We start from the raw sequence: 23,093 nt of genomic DNA, 5'->3' as shown, positions 1-23,093 counted from the left end.
CACATTCTAGTTCATTTTAGACGCGCTCCGAAGGTCGTCATTGTGATTGGCTTGGCAGCGAGAGGCGTCGCTGTCGAGGTATTCGAACTTATAATATCCATGACTTCAGCTCTCCCCGCCAAGACTTGACCCTTGGTGTGATATCAAGTCTGTCCTATCGCGTGCTACCAGCATCGTGCCCCGATTACCAACAGGGCCATGGCGATGCTCATCGGGCATTCGATAATTTGTGCCGCCGAACAGCTGTGCCTCGGGAAGGATGTAGACCCCTTTGCGCCGTCGAAGGTTCCAAAGGAACCTTGCCTCGGAATCGTCCTTTCCCCAGCAGTTGCAGAAATCCCCCTGTTATGAAGGGACAGGTGTTAGTCTCGAACGAATGGAACGATCATTTTCATCGAAAAGCTGGAAACAAGGTGGAAACAACGTGACCACTTTTCAGATGAGGTCGCCGGGAAACCGAGTGGAATCTTGCCACGAGCCTTGCGTGAAATCGCCGGCATAGGGGTGCCAGGGCGGAACGACCTCCCACCCCGCGATACCAGACCGAGCGAGGCCGACGAACCCGAGCGCCTGGTCAGTGCGCAGCCGCATTCGGCGATCGCGCGTGGTTGGCGGCATAATGCCTGCTTCTGCCCGCCACAGACGATCCTCCGTCCGGCCGTGAAGCTCCTTCCATGTATCGAAGACGAGATTTGCATTAGCCCTCGACGGGGCAAAGATGAGCGTCCGAGCGTCTTCCCGACTGGTGACGAACTCGTAGCAGAGGACTCGCGGTAGCGATCGATAGTAGGCACCAGGATCATCGAAATCCGGGGGGACGACAATCCAGCCTTGTTCGCGCTGCCAATAAGCGATGCCTTCGTGCCGGGCGCGAGGAGAGAGGGTATGTGCCCCGAGCTCCCAGTCGGTATTGTTGGCATCGATCGCGATGTCACTGGGTTCGCGATGAAAGCGATGCCTGAACCAGACGAGGGCGAGACGGCGTGCCCTGATATCGGCATCAGCGATGATGGTCAGGTAACCCGATATCTCGGGGAAGCGAGCGGTATATATATTCATCCATGGTCTCTCTTGTTGATCGTGTAGAGACCTTTTGAACCAGCATGCTGATGGATGCGGGTGGGTAATCTATTGGGATCATATTCCCATGGTGGGTGGTCCCGTTGTTCCCACTGCCGCGGTTTCTCGGTGTCCCTTGGATACATCTCTTCTAATGCCCGCCCTGCTGAGCGGGCGAGGTGGCAGTCGATATAGACGGAACTGCGTAAGGAGGGGACGACCGGCGGTCGCATCCTTGGTCCGCTGCCAGAGGGGGCACCGCGGCTATGGAAGATGAAGATCTAGTTCGGGTGGAAGTCGGTCGAGATGAAGTAGAGCGGATCGCTCCGCTCAGCCTTCTTGGTCATGTATGCGGCCCATCCCTGCGTGGTCATTTGCGTTACATAAACGCTACCTGCCCTGCGGCTGGCCTTATGCCATATCTGCTCGAGGGTGGGTGCATCGGCCCGTCTGACCCGCGCCTCGAACGCTCTGAGATCTGCCGCCACATGGAGATGGGCATTGGTAGTCAGGTTCTCGGGCCAGGCGATCGCGAGAAAGCGCTGGTGGCTGGGGATCTTATCGACCCGTTGCTTGGAGTGAGTGACGCGGTCGACATTCATACAGAAGGTGCCGAAAATCGACCGAAGTCTGGCCGCGGTAAGCTCCCTGTCGGTGTTCAGCGTGACAGCATGAGGAAATCGGCCAGATGACAGGAAATCGATATGGGCGCCTCGTAGCGACGCAGGCGTGATGATGCGTGCGTTCATACGGACATAATACGTGCTTATCAGCACGCATGCAAGTGGGTTACGAGAGGGCCCGCTCGATCGCCGACAGTTCGTGGCGCTGCAGCCCGTTGCGGCCGAGACTCGGTCGCAGCCGTCGCAGCATCAGCATGAGCGGGATCTCGGCGGGCGACAGCCATCTCCTGGCGGCATTTCTGTCCAGTGCCACCTCTCGGAGCACCTGCTTTTGCTCCTCACTCAGGTCGTCAAGCGAGCTACCGGCGAGTTCGACGAGCTGCGTCGCCATATTCATGTGCCCACCTGCTTCCTGGCTCGCGGACCCATGCGGCTCCAGGAGGCGCATTGCTGCCGGATTTCTTTGAGCCACCGCAGCGCGAAAGAAATCCGCTGCCGGCATGTCAACGGCCTCGGCGATTTCCGTCGCGCGCTCCAAGGGGATCGGTATGCGGCCATTGGCCATGTGGCTCAGGACTGTGGCTTGCTTGTAGCCCAGCACCTTGGCCAAACGTCGCAGCGATAAGCCGCGCTGCTCACCTGCCCGCTGCACCGCCGCTCTAAGCATGTCGGCGGCGATGGTGTCGGCATATGGATATGGATTCTCTGGCAATACTCGTTCGCGCATCATGCCCTCTTGCAATCGACAACGTTGTGTGTATATACGCACACATGAGTGCGACTAAAAATGCGTATGCCAGTAGTGCCGTGGTCCGTCGAGCGATTTCCGCCGTTAAGTCGACCGGCATGATCATAGGCGGCGTCGAGCTCCTGCCTGATGGGACAGTTCGCCTCGTGCCGGCCGACACACCTCGCAGCGAACCGGCGAACGAGTTCGACAAGTGGGATGCCGCAGGCCAGCTGTGATCGCCGGTGTCCATTACATCAAGAAGCCGCGCAAAGACGGCCCACCCTGTTGGTATGTCTATGCTTACCGCGGTGGGCCGCAGATCGCACGGCGGATCGGCTGGCACCGTCCGACGTTGTCGGTTGCCGAGCTCCGCGAACTAATCGCTGCCTCCAAGCCGGTCACGATCGAACCCGAACCCAATCTTCGACTACTCATTCGAGCTTGGAGACCCGCTAGTCCCGACTGGGCCTCATTGGCCACAACGACCCAGAAAACGTGGGGCTCGGCACTCGATCGCATCGAAGAAAAATGGGGCAATACCCCGCTCACCGTCTGGGCCGACCCGAGAATGACGGCAAAGGTCGTCGCATGGAGAGATTCTCGTGCCGACACGCCGCGCGGCGCCGACATCGGCGTGACCGTTCTACGAGCCCTCCTGGAGTTTGGTCGGCTGCGAGGACAAGTCCCGATCAATGTCGCCGCCCGCATCCCCAAGCTCTACAAACTCGGCGCCAGGGCGGAAATCATTTGGTCCGATCATGACATAGATCGGTTTGTTCAGGCCGCTGACGAACTCGGCCTGCCCCACATTGCCGATGGAGTGAAATTGGCGGCCCTCACCGGACTTCGTCGCGCAGACCTTGTCTCGCTGACTTGGGACGAAATACTCACTCACGCGATCAAGAAGAAGGCCGCGAAAATCAGCAAGGGTAAGCGTCGCTTCGCGGTGATCCCTCGCATTCCCGAGCTCGACACACACCTAGAACACCTCAGCCGTCGGATGCGAAAGCCCGGCGTGAACAATGTCTTGGTGAACAGCCGCGGCATGCCTTGGAGCGGCGACGGATTTGGAACGAGCTTCAATCGCGTGCGTGACCACGCCGGCATCGTCCACGTCGACCAGGAAACCGGCAAGACCGCAGCGATGCACATACACGATCTGCGTGGAACATTCTGCACGAAGCTGCTCCGTGCTGGACTGACCAACGAGGAGGTGGCCGAGATCATGGGCTGGGCACCGGATCAAGTCGCGGGCATTCGGCGTAGCTATGTCGACCAGAGCGCGATCGTGCGCGCGATTGGCGAGCGTATCAGAGGAGCCGTGTGATGTTTTCTGCACTTGGGAGCGCACGCCAATGCAATTGGGATATTGACGCCGGCACCATCGACGTGGCACTCGCCGGGCGCTCTTCGAGGCCACCGCTGTAAACCGCCCTGTAAACTTTTGGGTCAACATGCAGCTAAACCCTTGAAATGCGGGTGTAGCTCAATGGTAGAGCAGAAGCTTCCCAAGCTTACGACGAGGGTTCGATTCCCTTCACCCGCTCCAACTTTCGCGGCGATTTAGCCACGCCAAATCTCGATCAGCGAAAGTTCGGCCAGCCCTGCGCAGCAGGGACTGACGGCGTGGCTTTGCCACGCCGGAACCTACCCCGCCTTCACCGAAACCGACTGGCCGACGAGTTCAATCTCGCGATAGGCGGTGAGGAAGGCGATGTCGGCGGCGTCGCGGCCGACGCAGATGCGCGCCATCGCGTCGGCGGTCGCCATACCGGTGGCGTCGACCGGGTGCCAGTCGCCCGCCAGATAGACTTCGGCGACGGCGTGGAAATCCTGCGGCTCGACGCCGAGCGCATAGGCGCTGGCCATGCGCGCGGGGATATGCGCGGCGCGCGCGAGCGCGATCATCACATGCGCATAGTCGCGGCACACGCCACGCCGCTCGACGAAGCTGTCGAGCGCGCCGGTCTCGGCATCGCTCGTCCCCGCGACATAGGTGAAGCGGCTTTCGATCCAGTCGCGCATCCGCGCGATCTTCGCGCCGCCTTCAAGCTCGCCGAAGCGTCGCTCGACGAAGGCGTGGAACTTGTTCGAGGGACAGTAGCGCGATTCGTTGAGATAGGGGACCGCCTCGGCCGGCAGCCGGTGCAGCGGCACCGCGGCGAGGCCCGCCAGATCGGCGGCGGGGCGGTCGATCGCGACGAGCGCGCGATAGGCGACGCGCAGATGCCCTTCCTCGCGCAGCCAAATCGGATCGCAGATGCCGTTCGCGGTCGGCACGCGCGCCAGCAGGTCGGGCCGGCCGAGATCTAGCGAGGCGTCGAGCACGCGTTGGCCATGGCCGTCGGCGGCCTCGATCTGCAGCATCAGGTCGACCGGTTCGGGTAGCCGGTAATTTAGGGAGGCGGAGATTTCGAGTTTCATCTATCGACAACGCATGGGGGAGGGATCGGTGCCGCTAGTCGCGGCGACGCGCCAGCGCAAGCCGCATCCGCTGTCCCGCCGGAACAGGACGATTTCGTGACCGCTTCGCGTACCATTCCCTTCATCGTCGCCACCATCTTCGTCGATGCGGTCGGTTTCGGCATCATCATGCCGGTGCTGCCGCAGCTGGTGATGGAGGTCGGGCGCATCGACCTGCCGCACGCGATCGAGGTCGGGGCGTGGATCGGGCTGGTGATGGCGGTGGCGACCTTCCTCGCCTCGCCAGTGCTCGGCAATCTGTCCGATCATTATGGGCGGCGGCGCGTGCTGCTCTTGTCGCTCGGCGGCCTGACGGTCGATTATGCGCTGCTGACGATCGTTGATACCTTGCCATGGCTGTTCGTCGCGCGAGCGCTGTCGGGGATTTTCGGCGGCAGCTATGCCGCGGCGCAGGCGGCGATCGCCGACATCACCGAGCCCGAGCAGCGCGCGCGCAATTTCGGCTTCGTCGGCGCCGCCTTCGGGGTCGGTTTCGTCGCGGGACCCGCGATCGGCGGCTTCCTGGGCGAGATCGGGCCGCGTGCGCCCTTCGTCGCCGCGGCGCTGCTCGCGGCGGCGAACATGCTCTACGGGATTTTCGTCTTTCCCGAGACTTTGCGCCCCGACCGGACGCGCGCCTTCGACTGGCGGCGCGCCAATCCGCTGGGCGCGTGGCAAACGATGCGCGGCCTGCCCGGCATGGGCGGGGTCGCGAGCGTGCTGGTGCTGTGGCAGATCGCGAGCCTCGTCTATCCGATGACGTGGAGCTTCTATTGCATCGCGCAGCTCGGATGGTCGCCGGGGATGATCGGCGCCAGCCTAGCCGCGGTCGGCGTGGCGATCGCGCTGGGGCAGGTCTTCGTCGTCGGCCCGGCGGTCGCGCGCTTCGGCGAGCGCGACGCCGCGACTTTGGGCATCCTGATCGCGGTCGCGGTCTATGTCGGCTATGCCTTCACCACCTCGACGCTGGGCGCCTTCCTGCTGCTGATCCCGGTTGCCTTGCAGGCGCCGGTCCAGCCCTCGCTGATGGCGATGATGTCGCGCCGCGCCACGGCCGAGACGCAGGGCGAGGTGCAGGGGATTTCGGCGATGGCGATGGGGCTGGGCCAGCTCGCCGCGCCGATCCTGCTGACCGGGACGATGGCCTGGTTCACCGCCGACGGCGCGCCGGTGCATTTCCCCGGCGCCGCCTTCATCGTCGCGGCGATCTTCGGCCTGCTGGCGATCGCGATGCTGCGCCGGCTGCCGCGCGCGACGCGCGACGCCGATCAGATACCGCCGTCAGTCACCGTATAGCCCGCGGCCTCGATCCCCGCGGTCACCTGTGCGACGCATGCCGCGACGCGCGCCGCATCGGTCGAGCGAATCACGAAATTGGCGCCGACCTTGCCGTCGCGGAAAAAGGGATAGCTGCCGATCGCGACGCCGGGGTGATCCTTTTCGCCCTGGCGCAGAAGGTCGGCGACCTCGCTCTCGGGCGACCAGGCGCCGATCGTATGCGCGACGAGCGGCGCACCGCCCTCGAGCGCGCCGGTCAGCGCGTCGAGCATGCCCGCGGTGATATGCGGCACCCCGGCCATGACGAAGAGATTGCCGATGCGGATGCCCGGCGCGCCCGACATGCGGTTGGGAATCAGCTCGGCGCCGTCGGGAGTGCGCGCCATGCGCAGCCGCGCCTCGGTGCGTTCGATCCCGCGCCCGGTGTAATAGCGCTCGAGGATCGCGCGCGCATCGGGATGGATGATCACCCCGACGCCGAGCGCCTTGGCCACCGCGTCGACGGTGATGTCGTCGTGCGTCGGGCCGATGCCGCCGGTGGTGAAGACATAGTCATAGCGTGCGCGGATCGCGTTGAGCGCCTCGACGATCTCCTCCTCGACATCGGGGACGATGCGCACCTCGCGCAGGCGGATCCCCTGCACGTCGAGCCAGGTCGCGATCTGCGTGACATTCTTGTCCTGCGTGCGGCCCGAGAGGATTTCGTCGCCGATCACCAGCACGGCGGCGGTCCAGATGCGTTCGTCGCTCATCGCTTTGCCTTAGCCGGACCGTATGACAAAACAAGCCCGCTGGACCGATCCTGATGTTCCCCTTATGTTCGATCCATCGATTCGCAATCATGGGAGACGCACGATGGCCGACGAGCTGATTTTCTACACCAACCCGATGTCGCGCGGGCAGATCGTCCGCTGGATGCTCGAAGAGGTCGGCGCCCCCTATGAGACGCACATCATGGACTATGGCACGACGATGAAGGACGCGGCCTATCTGGCGATCAACCCGATGGGCAAGGTTCCCGCGGTGGTCCACGACGGCAAGACCGTCACCGAATGCGCCGCGATCTGCGCCTATCTGGCCGAAGCCTTTCCCGATGCGGGTCTCGCACCCGATGCCGATGCGCGCGCCGATTATTATCGCTGGATGTTCTTCGCCGCTGGGCCGGTCGAGCAGGCGATCACCGCCAAGCATTTCGGGATCGACCCCGACGCCGACCAGCAGCGGATGGCCGGCTTCGGCTCGCTCGAGATGGCGCTCGACGCGCTTGAGACCGCGGTCGCGGGCAAGAGCTTCGTCGCGGGCGACAAATTCACCGCCGCGGACGTCTATGTCGGCAGCCAGATCGACTGGGGGCTGCAGTTCGGGACGATCCCGAGCCGCCCGGCGTTTGAAGCCTATGCCGCTGGCTTGCGCGAACGCGCGGGCTACAAGCGCGCGAAGGAAATCGACAACGGCCTGATCGCCGAGATGCAGGCGGCGGGGACCGCGCCCGCCTAGGACGAGCCCTAAGGCAGCGTCTTGATCAGCTCGACCGCGAGCGGGGCGAGGCGCTTGATCTGCGGGTCCGCGGTTTCCGATGCACTGACGTAGACCGCCTGCGCGAAGGCGCTGCTGTTGTGCACCGCCGCCAAGCCCGGCTCGCCGGCATGGGCGTCCTGCCAGCGGACCGATGTATCGGGGTGGAGCGTCTTGAACCACGCCGCCCAGGCGTCGTCGTCGATGTCGGGCCGTTTCGCGAGATAGAGGATCGGCCGCGCCAGCCGACCCGGCTCGCCATGCACATAATAGACCGGCCCCGCCGGCGCGACCTGCGCCGCAACCGCGCCGAGCAGCAGTTCGGCGTCGGCGCGCCCCAGGCGCGGGTTGAGCGCGAGCTGGAGCATCAGGTCGGCGCCATGCGCGACGCCGTGGCGCCAGCCTTCGCTCGCGACGAAACCGCGATAGTCGGTGACGCCGCGGAGATAAGCGGCGGCCGAGGCGGCGAGTGCGTGCAGCTCGGCCTCGGTCAGGAAAGGCGCGATGCGGTCGGCGCGCGCGACTTCGGACAGTGCGAGCGCAGCGAAGGGCTTTCGGAAACCGGCCGCGTCGTCAGGCTCGGCGAGTGCCGCCTGTAGCCGTGCGTTGGCGTGGCGCAGCAGCGCGGGCGAGAGGTGCCCGCCGCGCAGGCCTTCGCTCCACAGAGTGAAAGCGAAGCCGTCGCGCACCGCCGGGTCGGGATTGCCGAGGCAGGCGAGCAGCGCGTCGATCGCGGCGCTGTCGGCAGCAGGGAAGAGGCGCGCGGCGTGCGCCTTCAGTCGCCCTCGGCGGGACGTTCGACCTTGCAGGGCGCGGTTTCGGCGGCCATCGCCGGAGTGGCCAGCCCCATCGCCGCGGCGGCATATGCGCCCCAGATCGCTTTCATCCCCGCCCCCTTCCGCGCAAAGAAAGAGCCCGGCGAATCGCTCCACCGGGCTCCCTTGTTCAGTCGTTCATCCGTCCGCTCAGTCGCGGCTGCCCAAGAGGTTGAGCAGGAAGGTGAACATGTTGACGAAGTCGAGATAGAGGTTCAGCGCCCCCATGATCACCGACTTGCCCATCATGTCCGACCCGCGGACATAGAAATACATGCTCTTGATCTTCTGCGTGTCATAGGCGGTGAGGCCCGCGAAGATGAGCACGCCGATGATGCTGATGCCCAGCATCAGCGCGCTCGACTGGACGAACAGGTTGATCACGCTTGCAACGATGATGCCGACGACGCCCATGATCAGGAAGGTGCCGAAACCCGATAGATCCTTCTTGGTCGTATAGCCGTAGAGGCTGAGCCCGATGAAGGCCGCCGCGGTCGCGAAGAAGGTCTGCGCGATCGAGCCCATGCCGAAGCGCAGGAAGATCGTCGACATCGACAGGCCCATCACCACGGCGAAGGTCCAGAAGATCGCCTGCATCGCGGTGGTCGACAGCTTGTTGATGCCGAAGCTGAGTACCAGCACGAAAGCCAGCGGCGACAGCGCGACGACGAACCACAGCGGGCTTTGCACCAGCGAGAGCGTCACGCCCGTGTTGAAGGCGAGCAGCGCGACGATGCCGGTGAGCAGCACGCCCGACGCCATATAGTTGTAAACCGACAGCATGTACGACCGCAGGCCGGCATCGACGGCCTGGTCCCTCGCGTCCGCGCCGGCGCCAAAACCGGAAGCCGCCATATTGGGGTCGTTCCAATTAGCCATTGTTTTCACTCCATAACCGGCCAGCCCATACCGGCCGTAGCCCGCAATATCGGCATTTTTCCCCTTGCTTTCAAGCGAAACCGGAAAAGGGGCTTCTTTGCGGTTTCGGCGCCGCCAGAAGGGCTTATGCTGGCGCCACCATGTCGACCCACCGCCTATTCGTCGCGCTGCGCCCGCCGCACTCCGTAAGGGCCGCGCTGATCGCCGCGATGCACGGCATTTCGGGCGCGCGTTGGCAGGACGACGACCAGCTCCACCTCACCTTGCGCTTCATCGGCGAGGTCGACCGCCACCGCGCCGAGGATATCGCCGCGGCGCTCGGCGGACTCCACGCGGCGGCGGTGACCGCGCGCATCGCGGGGGTCGGCCTGTTCGAGCATCAGGGGCGCCCGCATATGGTGTGGGCGGGGGTCGAGCCGCAGGCGCCGCTCGCCGCGCTGTACCGCAAGGTCGACCAACTGCTCGCGCGCGTCGGGGTCGAGCCCGAAACGCGCGCCTTCGTCCCGCATATCACGCTGGCGCGGCTCAATCGCGGTTCGGGACCTGTCGCGCCCTTCCTGGCGCTGCACAGCGACCTTGCGAGCACGGACTTCGCCTTCGGCCATGTCACGCTCTACGAGAGCGAGATGGGGCACGGCGGCTCGCGCTATCACCCCGTCGCACGTTATCCCCTCGACGCGACGAGTGCCGCGGCGACCGCCGCGACATCGTCCCACGTTGCCGCAAAACCGCCGTCGTCGCCATAATAGGGGTCGGCGACGCTCTGACCGGTGCGGCCGGGGACGAGGTCGAGCATCAGCTTGAGTTCCGCCCTCGCATTCGCGGGGCGGAGCGTGCGGGCGTCGCGGAGGTTGGTGTCGTCGGCGGCGAGGATCAGGTCGAAATCGGCGAAGTCCGATGCGCGGAGCTGGCGCGCGCGGAGGTCCGAAATGTCGACGCCGCGGCGGCGCGCCTCGGCCACCGCGCGGCGGTCGGGTGGATGGCCGACATGCCAGTCGCCGGTGCCCGCCGAATCGAGCGCCGCCTCGATCCCCGCGGCGGCGAAGGCCGCGCGCGCGGCGCCCTCCGCGAGCGGCGAACGGCAGATATTGCCGAGGCAGAGGAACAGGATCGCGGGTTTCCGAACATCGCTATCGTTGCGCATATCGTCCTTCCTCGCGCCCAAAGTTGAACCGACTTTCAACTTGCGCCTTTTTCCGGCTCTGCTAGCCATGGCGGCCAACGATAGAGGGTCAGGGAGAGGGTTGCCAGATGGTCGATACCGACAAGGACAGCGTGTCGGCAGCGGGCGCGTCCGAGCCCCGCGCCACCGGCTATAGCTGGTACGTGCTGTCGGTCCTGGTCGTCGTCTATATCCTGAACTTCATCGACCGGCAGGTGATCAGCATCCTGGCGGTCGACATCAAGGCGCATCTGCAGCTGACCGACAGCGACATGGGGTTTCTGGGCGGCGCGGCCTTTGCGGTCTTCTATGCGCTGTTCGGCATCCCGCTCGGCCGCCTCGCCGACAATTGGAGCCGGGTGAAATTGCTGTCGATCGGGCTCGCGCTCTGGTCGGCGATGACCGCCCTGTCGGGTTTCGCGCGCAACCAGTTCACGCTGACCGCGGCGCGCATGGGGGTCGGCATCGGCGAAGCGACCGCGAGCCCCACGGCTTATTCGCTGATTTCGGACTATTTTCCGAAGCGTCAGAAGGCGACTGCGCTCGCCATCTATTCGTCGGGGCTGTACCTCGGCGGCGGCGTGTCGCTGTTCATCGGCGCCTCGATCGTGCAGGCGTGGAACCAGGCCTATCCGGGCGGCGGGCCGATGGGGCTGGTCGGCTGGCAGGCGGCCTTCCTCGCGGTCGGCATCCCCGGACTGCTAGTCGCGCTGTGGGTCGCGACGCTGAAGGAGCCTGTGCGCGGCGCGATGGACGGCGTCGCCAGCCCCTGTTCGCCGACGCCCTTCCGCGAGTTCGCGCGCGACCTGTCGACCATCGTGCCGCCCTTCACGCTGATCGGCGCGGCGCAGCGCGGGATCAGCGCGCTCGCGATCAACATCGGTTTCGCCGCCGCGATCGCCGCCTTCGCCTGGTGGATGATCGCGCTGACGGGCAATCTGCCGCAATGGTCGGCCGTCGGGCTCGGCTATTATGCGGTCTTTTCGTGGGCCTGCACCTTGCGCGCGCGCGATCCCGCGACCTTCCGCCTGATCTGGGGTACCCCGGCCTTCATCTGCACGACGCTGGGCTATGGCATGGTCAGCCTCGCCGCCTATGCGCTCGCCTTCTGGTCGGCGCCCTATGCCGAGATCGTGCTGGGGCTGCCCAAGCAGGAGCTGGCCTTCGTGCTGGGCGCCAATGGCGCGATCAGCGGCTTTATCGGGGTAATCATCGGCGGGCGAATCGCCGACGCGCTGCGCGCGAAGAATCCGGCAGGGCGTATCCTGATGATCATCTTCGGCGTCGTTGCGCCAATCGTCCCGATCTGGATCGGCTATACGACCCCCGATCCGGTGCTGTTTTACACGATGAACTTCCTCGCCGGCATGTTTGGTGCGGCGGCGCTGGGCGCCGCGGCGGCGACGACGCAGGACTTGGTGCTGCCGCGCATGCGTGGCACCGCGACGGCGGCCTTCTTCCTCGGCACGACGCTCGTTGGGCTGTCGTTCGGGCCCTATATGGTCGGGCAGATTTCGGACTTGGCGGGCACGATCGTCGACGGCAAGCCGGTGGGCGACCTGCGCACGGGCATATTGTCGCTGATCGCCGTCGCGCCGATCGCGCTGGCGCTGCTGATCTACGCCTATCGCGCGGTGCCGCAGGCCGAGGCGACGATCGAGGAACGCGCGCGGGTTTGAGCCGTACCCGCCCCGCCTGCACGAGGGCTACGTTATACTACCCCGCCCGCGGCGTAATCACGCCGCAGACGATGCGGTCGCCGCTGTTGCCGCTGGGGTCGGTCTTGTAATCGTCGGGCTTGGCATGGATCACGAAGGCGGCGCCGTCGGCGTCGAGCAGCGCACCGTCGCCCGAAAGCCGCGAGCCGACGAGGCGCAACGTCGCGCGGCCGATCATGTCGGGTTCGATCACGAGGTTGGGCATGTCGCCATGATGCGCGCCCATCGGATTGTCGCGGCCGTGCTGGACGTTGGTCGGGTTCCAGTGCGGGCCGGCGGTCGTATATTTGGGGGCGTCGCATTTGCCGACGGCGTGGACGTGCATGCCATAGGTGCCTGCCGCGAAACCGCGCGCGACGAGTTCGAGGCGGAGACCGTCGGTGTCGCGGTAGATGTCGACGCGCCCGCGGTCGGCTCCGCGCGCGTCGAACAGCGCCGCGCTGGCGTCGGGGAGCGGCAGGTTCGACTCGGGGTCCTTCTTCTTGCCGAGCGTGTCGCAGCCGCCGAGCGCGAGCGCCGACAGCGCGAGCGCGCCGATGGTGAGATTACGGCCCATGGTCGAACGCATCGTCATTCCTGTGCTCCCCGGAAAGTTCGTCGGACTCGCAATGCCGCGACGGCGGATTCGTTCCGTCCGACGCGACGATGTACCTATTCGCCGCTGGTGCCAATGGCGATATGGCGGAAACCATGGCGCGCGACTTCGTCGCGGCGATAGATGTTGCGGAGGTCCACGAGCAATTTTTCGGTCATGCCCGCGCCGAGCCGCGCGAGGTCGAGCGCGCGGAACGCGTCCCATTCGGTGACGATCGCGACGGCATCGGCGCCCTCGACCGCGGCATAGGCGCTGGCCTTCATCTCGACCTCGGGCATCATCGGCGCGGCGATCTCCATGCCTTCGGGGTCGTAGGCGGTGACGCGCGCGCCGGCGTCGAGCAAGGTCTGGACGATCGCGAGGCTGGGCGAATCGCGCATGTCGTCGGTGTTCGGCTTGAAGGTCAGGCCGAGTAGCGCGACCGTCTTGCCGCGCGCATTGCCGCCGAGCGCGGTGACGATCTTGCGCCCCATCGCGCGCTTGCGGAGGTCGTTGGCCTGCACCGTCGCCTCGACGAGGCGGAGCGGCACGTCATTGTCCTGGGCGGTCTTCAAGAGCGCGAGCGTGTCCTTGGGGAAGCAGCTGCCGCCATAGCCGGGGCCCGCATGGAGGAATTTGGCGCCGATGCGATTGTCGAGCCCGATGCCGCGCGCGACGTCCTGCACTTCGGCCCCGACGGCTTCGCACAGGTCGGCGATCTCGTTGATGAAGGTGATCTTGGTCGCGAGGAAGGCGTTGGCAGCATATTTGATCATTTCCGCGGTGCGGCGGCGGGTGACCAGGATCGGCGCTTCGTTGAGGAAGAGCGGGCGATAGATTTCGCGCAGCACCGCCTCGCCGCGCGCGTCCTCGGCGCCGATGACGATGCGGTCGGGGCGCTTGAAGTCGCCGATCGCGGCGCCCTCGCGCAGGAATTCCGGGTTCGAGGCGACGCTGTGCGTCCGGCCCTGCGCACCACCCTGCAGGATACGCTCGACCTCGTCGCCGGTGCCGACGGGCACGGTGGACTTGGTCACGATCACGCAGTCGTGATCGAGCGTCGCAGCAAGCTCCTCGGCGGCGCCGAAGACATAGGAGAGGTCGGCGTGGCCGTCGCCGCGGCGCGACGGGGTGCCAACCGCGATGAACACCGCGTCGGCATCCGCGACCGCGGGGGCGAGTTCGGTGGTGAAGGAGAGGCGGCCCGCGGCGACATTGGCGGCGACGAGCGCGTCGAGCCCGGGCTCGTAGATCGGCATGCGCCCGGCGTGGAGCGCGTCGATCTTCGACGCATCCTTGTCGACGCACACCACGTCATGGCCGAAATCGGAGAAACAGGCACCCGAGACGAGGCCGACATAGCCCGTTCCGATCATGGCGATTTTCATGCTTCGAAGCCTCTTGCTTTGGTGGAGCGGACCGGCGCGCGAAGGCGGGTCCTGCGGAGAGAGTGTGCGCGTTTAAAGCCAAACCGCGCAAAGGAAAAGGGCCGCGAATTGCTTCGCGGCCCTTGCCTTTTCACGCGGTCCGATCAGCGATCAGAAGACGCGCGCATATTGTTCGTTGCCGACGAAGCCGAGCTTGCCGACGCCGCTGCGCTTGATCACCGCCATCACGCGGTCGACCACGATGTAGCGGGCATAGGGGTCGGGCTGAACCTGAAGTTCGGGCTCGACCGGCAGCGCCTTGGTCTGGAGCAGATAATTTTCGAGCTGCGCCAGGTCGACCGGCGTGCCGTTCCAAGTGATCGTCCCCGCGGGGTCGATCATCACCTTGTTCTTTTCCGGATCGACATTGCTTTCGGCATCGGTCGGAACCGGAAGGTCGATCTTCACCGCGTGGGTCTGGACCGGGATGGTGATGATGAACATGATGAGGAGCACGAGCATGACGTCGATCAACGGCGTCGTGTTCATATCCATCATCGGTTCATTTTCGTCCCGATCGCCAACGGCCATGGACATAGGATTATTCCTTCATAACTGGCCGGGGTGCCTTACAGGCGGCCCACGGTGCCCGAACCAGGAGCCGGTTCGGAAATGAACCCGATCTTCTGGAAGCCGGCAAACTGCATCGTGTAGATCACCCCGCCGATGCACTGGTACGGCGTGTTGACGTCGCCGCGGACGTGCACTTCGGGGAAATTTTCCTCGGTGATGTTCTCGACCCCGCCGATGTCGGCGATCAGGTCTTCGAGCTTCTTTTGCCCGCGTTCCAGCAGCACCTTCGAATCGACCGGGGTCTGGCCCCAATAGACCTCGCATGCGGTGCTTTCGGGATTGGGTTCGCCGTCGCCGTCGGTGTCCGCAGAACGGACCGAGAGCAACACGTTTTCGGGCTTCGTCGTCGTCACTTCGAACGCCACATCGGGCAGCTTGAGGTTCACCGTTTCCAACACCACGGGAACCGTGATGAGGAAGATGATGAGCAACACAAGCATGATGTCCACGAGCGGCGTCGTGTTGATTTCGGACATCGGGGCGTCTTCGCCACCGCTTTCGCCTACACTCATCGACATAGGATCAGCATCCTGTCACAAATTGTTTCATGGGACGATCCGGCCCCCGAAGCGCCGCCCGGAGGCGGCGGCGACGGGCGCCGGATTGCCGATCTTACTTCTTCGGCGCGGCCGGGGCAGCGGCCTTGGCCGCCGGGGTCACCGGCTTCACCTGGCCGCCCGACATGATCGAGCCCAGAACGTCGTTCGAGAAGGTCGACAGACGGCGGGCGATCGCCTTGTTGCGGCTCTGCAGCCAGTTGAACGCGAGCACCGCGGGAACCGCCACGATCAGACCGATGGCGGTCATGATGAGCGCTTCACCAACCGGACCGGCGACGGTGTCGATCGAGGCCTGACCCGACGCACCGATCTTCACGAGGGCGCGCAGAATACCGATAACGGTACCGAACAGGCCGACGAACGGCGCGGTCGAACCCACGGTCGCGAGGAAGGCGAGGCCGCCGTTGAGCTTCGAGTTGATGTGGTTCTGCGAACGCTCGAGCGTGCCGTGCATCCAGTCGTGGGCTTCGACGGGGTCGGTGAGCTTGTTATGCTCTTCGTTGGCGCGCAGACCGTCTTCGACGACCTGGCGATAGGCACTGTTCTTTTCGAGCTTCGCCGCACCTTCGGCGAGGGTCGGGGCGCGCCAGAAATTGGCGTCGACGGCCTTGCCCTGGTTCATCACCTTATTCTGTTCGAACAGCTTGGTGAACAGGATGTAGAGCGTGCCGACGAACATGATCAGCAGGATGAGGAAGGTCAGCTGCGAGACGACGCCGCCTTCACAGAGCGCGGGGACGAGACCATAGGGGCTCTGACCCTCTTCCTTCACGCACATCGATGCGGGCATCAGGCTGAGGCCGGCGTCGTGGGCCGCCGCGGGAGCGGCAGCAGCTGCATTTGCGATCAGATTAAACATACTGGAAATTCCCTCTCAAAGTCCGAAAATCGAGAAACTTGGATATGGAGGCCGAACCCTGCGCCGATCAGCGCGGAATCTGCCACCGGATACGATTGCTGTATTGGCCGCCCGTGGGGTTGCCCGCACGGTCCTTGCCCGGGTTGAAACGGCCGCGGCGCGTGATGAGCTTGCAGGTCTCGGCATCGAGGTCGGCATGGCCGCTCGATGCGGTCACGTCGCACGACGTGATGCGGCCTTCGGCGTTATAGGTCACGCGGAACCCGGTCGTCCCCTCACGCTCCTCGCGCATGGCACGGGCCGGATAGTCGTCGTTGGTCGCCCAGCGGCCCGGGTTGCCGCGCGGCGTACCCTGTGCGCTGAGATCCGGAGCCGGCGGCGGCGCCGGCGGAGCGGGCGGCGTGTAGACCGGCGGCGGCGGAAGCCGCGGCGGAGTCGGCACCGACTGCACGGTGTTCGTGCTCACCGGCGGCGGAATCGGCGACGGCGGAGTCACGACCGGCGGCGGCGGCGGCAGGACATTGTCCGGCGGCGGCGGCGGCGGCGGCTCCTCGGGCGGCGGCGGCTCTTCGACGTCCACCACGTCCAATTTCTCGGCAAGCTTCTTGACGATGCTGATGTTCAAGCCGTTGACCAGGCCATAGCCCAGAACAGCGGTGAACAGACCGACCAAGACGATTGCCACTACCCTGTTTTTAGGGTCGACATTATCACCATAAGCCATTCAGGGACGACGCTCCTTGCTAGATCATCCTGACACCAATCCATACCGTCGGGGGGAAGTTGCCAAATGCCCGGATGTTTTCCGATGCGTTCCGCAGACCCGGCGGGCTAGCGACCGGCTGTTCTGTTCTTACCGGCCGCTTCGTCGCACGTCCTATCGCGGTGGCGGCGAGTTCGCAAACCCTTTATCAGCGGTTAATGTGGGGCGCGCCATGATGGCACGCCGCCGGGTCAACCGGTGTCAGAGACAGAGCAAAAAGGACCAAGCATGCGTATCCTCCTCCCCGCCGCAATCGCCGCCCTGACGGGCTTAACTGCTGGAATCCCGGCCGTTTCGGCGATGCAGGCGCCGGCGGCGGCGACGCCCGCCAGCCCGTACAGCTATGCCGACGTCGCCGACCTCGCCACCGCCGCGCCGATGGCGATCCATGCGCGCGTCGCCTCGGCCAGCGTGCTCAAGCCCGAACGCGCGCCGGGCGTCGCGGCGGGGCACAGCCGATTCTATGTCGAGGCCGACGTGATCAGCCTGATTCGCGGCAGCGGCCCGCTCGCCGCGCGCATCGCTTACCTGGTCGACCTGCCCAACGCCGCGAACGGCAAGCCGGTCAAGCTCAAGAAGAAGCAGCCGCTGCTGCTCTTCGCGCGGCCCGTCGCCGGCGCCACGGCGGGGAGCAGCAACACCGGCAGCGTCCGGCTGGTCGCGCCCGACGCGCAGCTGCCGTGGGACCCCGCGGCCGAGGCGCGGCTGCGCGCGATCCTGACCGAGCTGGTCAAGCCCGGCGCGCCGCCGGCGATCACCGGGGTCGACAACGGATATCACGTCCCCGGCTCGCTCCCCGGCGAGGGCGAGACGCAATTGTTCTTCAACACCGCGACGGGCGAGCCGATGTCGCTGACGATCCTGACCAGCGCCGACGGATCGCGGCGCTGGGCCGCGGCGTTCGGCGAGATCGTCGACGGGTCGGCCGCGGTGCCGCCGCGCGACACGCTCGCCTGGTACCGCCTCGCCTGCGGGCTGCCGCGCCAGCTGCCGATGAGCAAGCTCAAGGGCACCGACGCCGCCGGCCAGCGCAAGGCGGCGTCGGACTATGCGGTCGTGCTCGGCGCGCTCGGCGACTGCACGCGCACGCGCAAGCCACCGGTGGGATAAAGCCGAGCTAGGGCCGCAGTTATCTCTCTTCGCCTGACGGCGAAGGCGGCACCGGCCCGCTCCCCCACCCGACCTCCCCAACGATAGTAACCTAGGGAGGCCGGGTGGGGGAGCGGGCCGGTGCCGCGCGTTTCCGCGCAGCGGAAACAGACAGCTTGTTTCAGCGCGAAAAGCCGATAGGGGCGCAGGCATCATATATAGGAGTGCCTGCATGTCGCCTTCCCCTGCCCCCGCTGCCCCCCGTCCGCCGCTGCGCGTCGCGCTCGCGGGGCTCGGCGTCGTCGGCGGCGGGGTCGTCAAGCTGTTGCAGGCGAACCGCGAGCTGATTGCAAGGCGCGCGGGGCGGGCGGTCGAGATCGTCGCGCTGTCGGCGCGCGACCGCCACAAGGACCGCGGGGTCGATCTCTCGCCCTATCGCTGGGAAGACGACCTCGAAGCGCTGGTCAATGCCGACGACGTCGACGTCGTCGTCGAGATGATCGGCGGTGCCGACGGCATGGCGCTGACGCTCGCGCGGCACACGCTCGGCGCGGGCAAGGCGCTGGTCACGGCGAACAAGGCGATGATCGCGCATCACGGGCTGGACCTCGCGCGGCTCGCCGAGGCGAAGGACACGCCGCTGAAATATGAAGCCGCGGTCGCGGGGGGCATCCCCGTCATCAAGGCGATTCGCGAGGGTGCGTCGGCGAACGAGATTGCGCGCGTCTATGGCATCCTCAACGGCACCTGCAATTATATCCTGACGCAGATGGAGCGGAACGGCGCGAGTTTCGCCGACGCGCTCGCCGCGGCGCAGGCCGAGGGCTATGCCGAGGCCGACCCGACCTTCGACGTCGATGGCATCGACGCGGCGCACAAATTGTCGATCCTGGCGGCATTGTGCTTCGGGACCAGGCTCGACATCGACGCGGTCGCGACGGGCGGCATCCGCGACCTGATCGCCGCCGACATCCGCGAGGCCGAGGCGCTCGGCCACCGCGTCCGCCTGATCGGCATGGCCGAGCGCGACGGACAGGCGCTCTATCAGCATGTCCAGCCGTGCCTCGTCCCCGCCGACCATCCGCTCGCTTATGTTCCCGGCGCATTGAACGCCGTCGTCGCCGAGGGCAATTTTGTCGGGCGGCTGTTCTTCGAGGGCGCGGGCGCGGGCGCGGGGCCGACCGCGTCGGCGATCGTCGCGGACATCATCGACATCGCGCGCGACGAATATGGCCCCGCCTTTGCGATGCCCGTCGACGCGCTCGACCAGGCGCCCAAGGCCGACGCCGGCGCGCGCGTCGGCAAACATTATGTCCGGCTGGTGGTCGAGGACCGCATCGGCGTGCTCGCCGAGATCGCGACCGCGATGCGCGACGCCGGGGTGTCGATCGAAAGCTTCATCCAGCGCGGCACCGACGACCAGGACGGCGTGGTGATCGCCATCGTCACGCACGAAGGCCCCGCGCGCGCGATCGCCATGGCGCTGGCGACGCTGGCGGCGTCGGACCATGTCGTCGGCGCGCCGATGCATATGCCGATCCTGGCGTTGTAGTGTTCCCCGGCGAAAGCCGGGGCCCATGGCGATACAACTGGGCCCCGGCTTTCGCCGGGGAACACGACCTTGAAATAACGCGCACCCCTGTTACCCATGGTGCGGGGAACAAAGGGGGGCGTTTTCATGGACATCGGGATCGGGCGCGGGCTGGGCGAGGCGCGCCGGCTGGCGGGCGAGCATTGGCAGGCGCTGCTGGTCTATACCGCCTTGGGCGTCGCCGTGCCCTTTCTGCTGCTGTCGAGCGAGCCGATCTTCAGCCTGCGCACGCTGATGGCGATCGTTTCCGACCCCTGGACCTATCGCGTCGGCGGGTCGATCACCGGGCCGCTCTACCTCTTGGGCATCGTCGCGGTCATCGCCGCGGGCGCGATGCTGGCGACGTGGAACGCGATCCTGACCGAGATGCGCGAGGGCTATATCAGCGAGCTGATGTACGGGATGGTCGCGGGCTTCGCCTATCTGCTCGCCAACAGCGTGCTGGCCGTCGCCGTCGGGCTGATCGCGGTGCTGCCGCTGATCCTGATCGGCTTCGAGACGGTGGCGCGGGGCACCGGCGGGGTCGGCATTGCGCTCGAAGTCTATCGCTTCCTCCTCTCGCTCGTCGGCGGCTGGATCGGCGCGCGGCTGTGCCTCGCAGGGGCAATCATGGGCGCGCGCGGCAAGCTGGAGCCGGTGTCGGCGTTCGTCGAATCGTGGCGCCTGACGCGGCCGGCGCAGTGGCGCATCTATGGCTTCTATCTTCTCTACGGCTTGGTCTTCACCCTGCTCTTCGCCGCGCTCGCGGGGCTGCACGGCGCGATCATCATGACCAATGCCCCGGGCGGCGCGCTCGAAATGCTGATGAGCCTCGGCTGGGTGCTGCTGTTCGCGCTCTATTTCCTGGCGCAGATATTGATCCCCGCCGGTCTCTACCGCGCGGCGCAGCCGGGCGTGTCGGCGGCCGAGGTCTTCGCCTAGGGTTCTTCCTCGGCGGGCGGCGGCGGCACGCCGGTGTCGGGGTCGGTCGCGCGCTTCGCCATTTCGTAGAGATGATTATATTCGGGGCCCGGCTTCATCCGCCCGCCGATCGACACCCAATTATAGGGCAGGCGGTCGAGCGTCATCGCGCTGACCGGTTGGTGCGGGATGCTGTCCTTGGTCGAAGTACCGATGCCGGCGATCGCGCGCAGTTCGGGCGACAGGCGGTGGCGGTCGGTGTCGCTGCCGCACACTTCGATCGCGCCGTCCTCGCCGGGCTTGCAGCGCTTGATCGGGTCTACCAGCTCCTTCGCCTTGGCCGCCGCGCTTTCGGCATCGCGCGGCGGCTTCGGCGCGGGCGGGCCATATACCTTCGGTGGAGCGGCGGGTGCCTCCTGCGCGGCAACCGGCGTCACGATCACGACACAGGCGGCGGCGAAAGCCGCGGCGAATCGCGCGATGGTTCCTCGACAAGCGGCGTTACCGACCATATGGCGCCCACCATGCCGACGGGGCGGAACAAGTAAAGACGGAGAGTGAGCGACATGACGAAGACCGGCAGCAACCTCGACCGGGTGCTCGTGCTCGAAATGGTGCGCGTCACCGAAGCCGCGGCGATCGCCGCCGCCAAGCTGATCGGGCGCGGCGACGAGAAGGCGGCCGACGCCGCCGCGGTCGAGGCGATGCGCGACGCGTTCAACGACCTCTATATGGACGGCACGATCGTCATCGGCGAGGGCGAGCGCGACGAAGCGCCGATGCTGTTCATCGGCGAAAAGGTCGGCAACGCGCCCGGCAAGGGCCCGAAGATCGACATCGCGGTCGACCCGCTGGAGGGCACGACGATCACCGCCAAGGCTGGCCCCAACGCGCTGGCGGTGCTGGCGATCGCCGAGGAAGGCTGCCTGCTCAACGCCCCCGACGTCTATATGGACAAGCTGGCGGTCGGCCCGGGTTACTCGCCGAACATCGTCAATTTCGGCAACAGCATCCGCGAGAATGTCGAGGCGGTGGCGCGCGAGAAGGGGTGCAGCGCCAAAGAGATCATGGTGTGCGTGCTCGACCGCCCGCGCCACGAGGCGATGATCGCCGAACTGCGCGCACTCGGCTGCGGCGTCGCGCTGATCCCCGACGGCGACGTCGCCGGGGTGATCGCGACCACCAACCCCGAGACCAATATCGACATCTATATGGGTTCGGGCGGGGCGCCCGAGGGCGTGCTGGCCGCCGCGGCGCTGCGCTGCGTCGGCGGGCAGTTCAAGGGCCGCCTCTTGTTCCGCAACGACGACGAACGCAAGCGCGCCGCCAAATGGGGCGTCGAGGATCTCGACCGCGTCTACGACCTCGAGGACCTCGCCAAGGGCGATGTGATCTTCGCCGCGACGGGGGTGACCGACGGGTCGCTGCTGCGCGGCGTCAAGCACCGCCGCGACGGGGTGATGACGACCGAAACGGTGGTGATGCGCGCCTCGTCGGGCACCGTGCGCTGGGTGAAGGGCGAGCACCGGCTGGGGTGAGGGTTGCGCCCGGTTTTGGGCGGTTTCGGCCCTTTCCTTACCTCGTCATTCCCGCGAAAGCGGGAACCCAGTGTAGGGTCAGCCTACGGACGCTCTGGGTCCCCGCTTTCGCGGGGATGACAAACATGGGGGCAGTTCCCCACCCCAAAGCCACCATCGCGACCGCGGCACCTTGACCGCCACCCTCCAACTGTATTACCACCACAATACAGTTGGAGTTTCCGATGCTGTCGCTGCTCTTCGCCCTCGCCACCCCCGCCGCCGACCTGCGGCCGGTGTTTCATTATCGCCGCACCAATGGCGACGGCAGCGAGGCCGAGGATATTTACGTCTTTGCCGAGGCGCCGGGGCGCATCGCGGTGGTGAAGGAAAAGTCGCGCTGCACCAACGCGGCTTATGTGACCGCCGACATCGATCCGGCGAGCGGGCAGGCGACGGCGCTGACCGGCGGGCGGCTGACGCGCGACTTGACGCAGCAGGCCTTTGCGTGGCTGACCACCGCCGAGGGCGGCACGAAGCTGCAGGCGCGGATCGGGTCGCGCGAGGCTGTGCCGACCTACGAGCTGACGGCAGCGCCATCATGGCGCGTCTATGATTTCGATTTTGCCGATATGGCGGCCTATCCGCCGAAGGGCGTGGGCGCGCGCGCTGATTTTGGCTTCGACCTGCCGCTGATCCTGAGCGCCGGCGACGGTTTCAGCTTCAGCAATCGTGGGCGAATGACCCTGGCGGGCGCCACGTCCACGCGGCATTTCGGCGGGCCGGCGGTGCGCTATCGCGCATCGGGCGCGGCGGGGAGCGGGACTTTGTGGTTCGATGCGCGGTCGGGGGTGCTGCTCGAGGCGCGGCTGCCGCTGGCGAACCATAGCGAATATCGCGACTTCCGGCTGCGGCTGATCCGGACCAGCTATGGCGAGGTAAGCTGGAAGGCGAAGCTCGCCGATCATTGGCGGGGGTGTCCGCCCGCCGATGGCTGA

At 66.0% G+C, this 23,093-nt stretch carries 26 protein-coding genes and 1 tRNA gene; 12 read left to right on the top strand and 15 right to left on the bottom strand.

All coding sequences use genetic code 11. From position 1 onward, the window contains the following. Positions 1-435 precede the first annotated feature (435 nt). The 3 genes from ATE62_RS00285 to ATE62_RS00275 all read right to left on the bottom strand — a co-directional run bounded on the left by ATE62_RS00285 (position 436) and on the right by ATE62_RS00275 (position 2,412). On the bottom strand, positions 436-1,059 hold the full coding sequence (locus tag ATE62_RS00285) for a hypothetical protein (protein ID WP_058807325.1): 624 nt from the start codon (positions 1,057-1,059) through the stop codon (positions 436-438). A 281-nt stretch (positions 1,060-1,340) separates the two neighbouring features. Then, the gene (locus ATE62_RS00280) at positions 1,341-1,808 is read right to left on the bottom strand and encodes a hypothetical protein (protein WP_156420466.1); all 468 of its coding nucleotides are present in this window, start codon (positions 1,806-1,808) and stop codon (positions 1,341-1,343) included. A gap of 40 nt (positions 1,809-1,848) precedes the next feature. Beyond that, positions 1,849-2,412, bottom strand: a complete 564-nt coding sequence (locus tag ATE62_RS00275) for a helix-turn-helix domain-containing protein (RefSeq protein ID WP_058818400.1) — start codon at positions 2,410-2,412, stop codon at positions 1,849-1,851. 41 nt (positions 2,413-2,453) lie between these two features. Between ATE62_RS00275 and ATE62_RS23495 the strand changes: the two genes are divergently transcribed. The 3 genes from ATE62_RS23495 (at position 2,454) to ATE62_RS00265 (ending at position 3,961) form a co-directional block, all read left to right on the top strand. Further along, positions 2,454-2,648 (top strand): hypothetical protein, encoded by a 195-nt coding sequence (locus ATE62_RS23495; RefSeq protein WP_156420465.1) that lies wholly within the window; start codon positions 2,454-2,456, stop codon positions 2,646-2,648. Then, on the top strand, positions 2,645-3,739 hold the full coding sequence (locus ATE62_RS00270) for a tyrosine-type recombinase/integrase (RefSeq protein ID WP_156420464.1): 1,095 nt from the start codon (positions 2,645-2,647) through the stop codon (positions 3,737-3,739). Before ATE62_RS23495 ends, ATE62_RS00270 begins: the two co-directional genes overlap by 4 nt. 148 nt (positions 3,740-3,887) lie before the next feature. After that, a tRNA-Gly gene (locus ATE62_RS00265) sits at positions 3,888-3,961 on the top strand. Between the two features lie 98 nt (positions 3,962-4,059). Here the strand turns inward: ATE62_RS00265 and ATE62_RS00260 are convergent. After that, positions 4,060-4,836, bottom strand: coding sequence for a transglutaminase-like domain-containing protein (locus tag ATE62_RS00260; protein ID WP_058807321.1), 777 nt, complete (start codon positions 4,834-4,836; stop codon positions 4,060-4,062). 96 nt (positions 4,837-4,932) lie between these two features. On the opposite strand from ATE62_RS00260, the gene ATE62_RS00255 reads away from it, so the two are divergent. Beyond that, positions 4,933-6,171, top strand: coding sequence for an MFS transporter (locus tag ATE62_RS00255; RefSeq protein WP_058807320.1), 1,239 nt, complete (start codon positions 4,933-4,935; stop codon positions 6,169-6,171). Here ATE62_RS00255 and ATE62_RS00250 read toward each other — a convergent pair. Next, positions 6,144-6,905, bottom strand: coding sequence for a competence/damage-inducible protein A (locus tag ATE62_RS00250; RefSeq protein WP_058807319.1), 762 nt, complete (start codon positions 6,903-6,905; stop codon positions 6,144-6,146). The two genes, ATE62_RS00255 and ATE62_RS00250, sit on opposite strands and share 28 nt — an antisense overlap. 103 nt (positions 6,906-7,008) lie before the next feature. Between ATE62_RS00250 and ATE62_RS00245 the strand changes: the two genes are divergently transcribed. Further along, positions 7,009-7,650 carry a glutathione S-transferase family protein gene (locus tag ATE62_RS00245; RefSeq protein ID WP_058807318.1) on the top strand — a complete coding sequence of 214 codons (642 nt, stop codon included), beginning with the start codon at positions 7,009-7,011 and terminating at the stop codon, positions 7,648-7,650. An 8-nt stretch (positions 7,651-7,658) separates the two neighbouring features. Here the strand turns inward: ATE62_RS00245 and ATE62_RS00240 are convergent, their stop codons facing one another. Further along, the gene (locus ATE62_RS00240) at positions 7,659-8,357 is read right to left on the bottom strand and encodes a DUF2785 domain-containing protein (RefSeq protein ID WP_058807317.1); all 699 of its coding nucleotides are present in this window, start codon (positions 8,355-8,357) and stop codon (positions 7,659-7,661) included. Between the two features lie 276 nt (positions 8,358-8,633). Then, a complete protein-coding gene (locus ATE62_RS00235) occupies positions 8,634-9,362 on the bottom strand; it encodes a Bax inhibitor-1/YccA family protein (protein WP_058807316.1) in 729 nt (242 codons plus the stop codon). Positions 9,363-9,502: 140 nt separating this feature from the next. Here ATE62_RS00235 and thpR point away from each other — a divergent pair, with 140 nt between their 5' ends. Then, the gene (gene thpR / locus ATE62_RS00230) at positions 9,503-10,108 is read left to right on the top strand and encodes an RNA 2',3'-cyclic phosphodiesterase (RefSeq protein ID WP_058807315.1); all 606 of its coding nucleotides are present in this window, start codon (positions 9,503-9,505) and stop codon (positions 10,106-10,108) included. On the opposite strand, the gene ATE62_RS00225 is transcribed toward thpR, so the two are convergent. Continuing rightward, positions 10,027-10,506 carry a low molecular weight protein-tyrosine-phosphatase gene (locus tag ATE62_RS00225; protein WP_058807314.1) on the bottom strand — a complete coding sequence of 160 codons (480 nt, stop codon included), beginning with the start codon at positions 10,504-10,506 and terminating at the stop codon, positions 10,027-10,029. The genes thpR and ATE62_RS00225 overlap by 82 nt on opposite strands. 107 nt (positions 10,507-10,613) lie before the next feature. Between ATE62_RS00225 and ATE62_RS00220 the strand changes: the two genes are divergently transcribed. Next, on the top strand, positions 10,614-12,203 hold the full coding sequence (locus ATE62_RS00220; protein ID WP_058807313.1) for a spinster family MFS transporter: 1,590 nt from the start codon (positions 10,614-10,616) through the stop codon (positions 12,201-12,203). A 37-nt stretch (positions 12,204-12,240) separates the two neighbouring features. On the opposite strand, the gene ATE62_RS00215 is transcribed toward ATE62_RS00220, so the two are convergent. From ATE62_RS00215 to ATE62_RS00190, 6 genes are all read right to left on the bottom strand, one after another. Beyond that, positions 12,241-12,816 carry a superoxide dismutase family protein gene (locus ATE62_RS00215; RefSeq protein ID WP_058807312.1) on the bottom strand — a complete coding sequence of 192 codons (576 nt, stop codon included), beginning with the start codon at positions 12,814-12,816 and terminating at the stop codon, positions 12,241-12,243. A 77-nt stretch (positions 12,817-12,893) separates the two neighbouring features. Continuing rightward, positions 12,894-14,204 (bottom strand): UDP-glucose dehydrogenase family protein, encoded by a 1,311-nt coding sequence (locus tag ATE62_RS00210; protein WP_058807311.1) that lies wholly within the window; start codon positions 14,202-14,204, stop codon positions 12,894-12,896. A gap of 150 nt (positions 14,205-14,354) precedes the next feature. Continuing rightward, positions 14,355-14,780, bottom strand: coding sequence for an ExbD/TolR family protein (locus ATE62_RS00205; protein ID WP_058807310.1), 426 nt, complete (start codon positions 14,778-14,780; stop codon positions 14,355-14,357). Between the two features lie 32 nt (positions 14,781-14,812). Next, positions 14,813-15,334, bottom strand: a complete 522-nt coding sequence (locus tag ATE62_RS00200; protein WP_058807309.1) for an ExbD/TolR family protein — start codon at positions 15,332-15,334, stop codon at positions 14,813-14,815. Positions 15,335-15,428: 94 nt separating this feature from the next. Continuing rightward, positions 15,429-16,235: a MotA/TolQ/ExbB proton channel family protein gene (locus ATE62_RS00195; protein WP_197411627.1), complete on the bottom strand. Its 807-nt coding sequence runs from the start codon at positions 16,233-16,235 to the stop codon at positions 15,429-15,431. 67 nt (positions 16,236-16,302) lie between these two features. Continuing rightward, positions 16,303-16,959 (bottom strand): energy transducer TonB, encoded by a 657-nt coding sequence (locus tag ATE62_RS00190; protein ID WP_058807308.1) that lies wholly within the window; start codon positions 16,957-16,959, stop codon positions 16,303-16,305. A 267-nt stretch (positions 16,960-17,226) separates the two neighbouring features. Here ATE62_RS00190 and ATE62_RS00185 point away from each other — a divergent pair, with 267 nt between their 5' ends. The 3 genes from ATE62_RS00185 (at position 17,227) to ATE62_RS00175 (ending at position 20,599) form a co-directional block, all read left to right on the top strand. Beyond that, complete coding sequence (locus tag ATE62_RS00185) at positions 17,227-18,108, top strand: hypothetical protein (protein ID WP_058807307.1); 882 nt, start codon at positions 17,227-17,229, stop codon at positions 18,106-18,108. 211 nt (positions 18,109-18,319) lie between these two features. Beyond that, positions 18,320-19,639, top strand: a complete 1,320-nt coding sequence (locus ATE62_RS00180) for a homoserine dehydrogenase (RefSeq protein ID WP_058807306.1) — start codon at positions 18,320-18,322, stop codon at positions 19,637-19,639. Positions 19,640-19,765: 126 nt separating this feature from the next. Next, a complete protein-coding gene (locus tag ATE62_RS00175; protein WP_058807305.1) occupies positions 19,766-20,599 on the top strand; it encodes a hypothetical protein in 834 nt (277 codons plus the stop codon). Here the strand turns inward: ATE62_RS00175 and ATE62_RS00170 are convergent. Continuing rightward, entirely contained in the window at positions 20,596-21,090 is a 495-nt protein-coding gene (locus tag ATE62_RS00170) for a hypothetical protein (RefSeq protein WP_058807304.1), read from the bottom strand. The two genes, ATE62_RS00175 and ATE62_RS00170, sit on opposite strands and share 4 nt — an antisense overlap. 54 nt (positions 21,091-21,144) lie before the next feature. Between ATE62_RS00170 and glpX the strand changes: the two genes are divergently transcribed. Together glpX and ATE62_RS00160 are read left to right on the top strand one after the other, a co-directional pair. Then, complete coding sequence (gene glpX, locus ATE62_RS00165; protein ID WP_058807362.1) at positions 21,145-22,116, top strand: class II fructose-bisphosphatase; 972 nt, start codon at positions 21,145-21,147, stop codon at positions 22,114-22,116. A 224-nt stretch (positions 22,117-22,340) separates the two neighbouring features. Next, on the top strand, positions 22,341-23,093 hold the full coding sequence (locus tag ATE62_RS00160; RefSeq protein WP_058807303.1) for a hypothetical protein: 753 nt from the start codon (positions 22,341-22,343) through the stop codon (positions 23,091-23,093).

Source organism: Sphingopyxis sp. HIX, assembly GCF_001468285.1.
In the GTDB taxonomy this organism is placed as follows: domain Bacteria; phylum Pseudomonadota; class Alphaproteobacteria; order Sphingomonadales; family Sphingomonadaceae; genus Sphingopyxis.
Note: the sequence above shows the minus strand (reverse complement) of the source record. Positions and strands in the feature narration are given on the sequence as shown.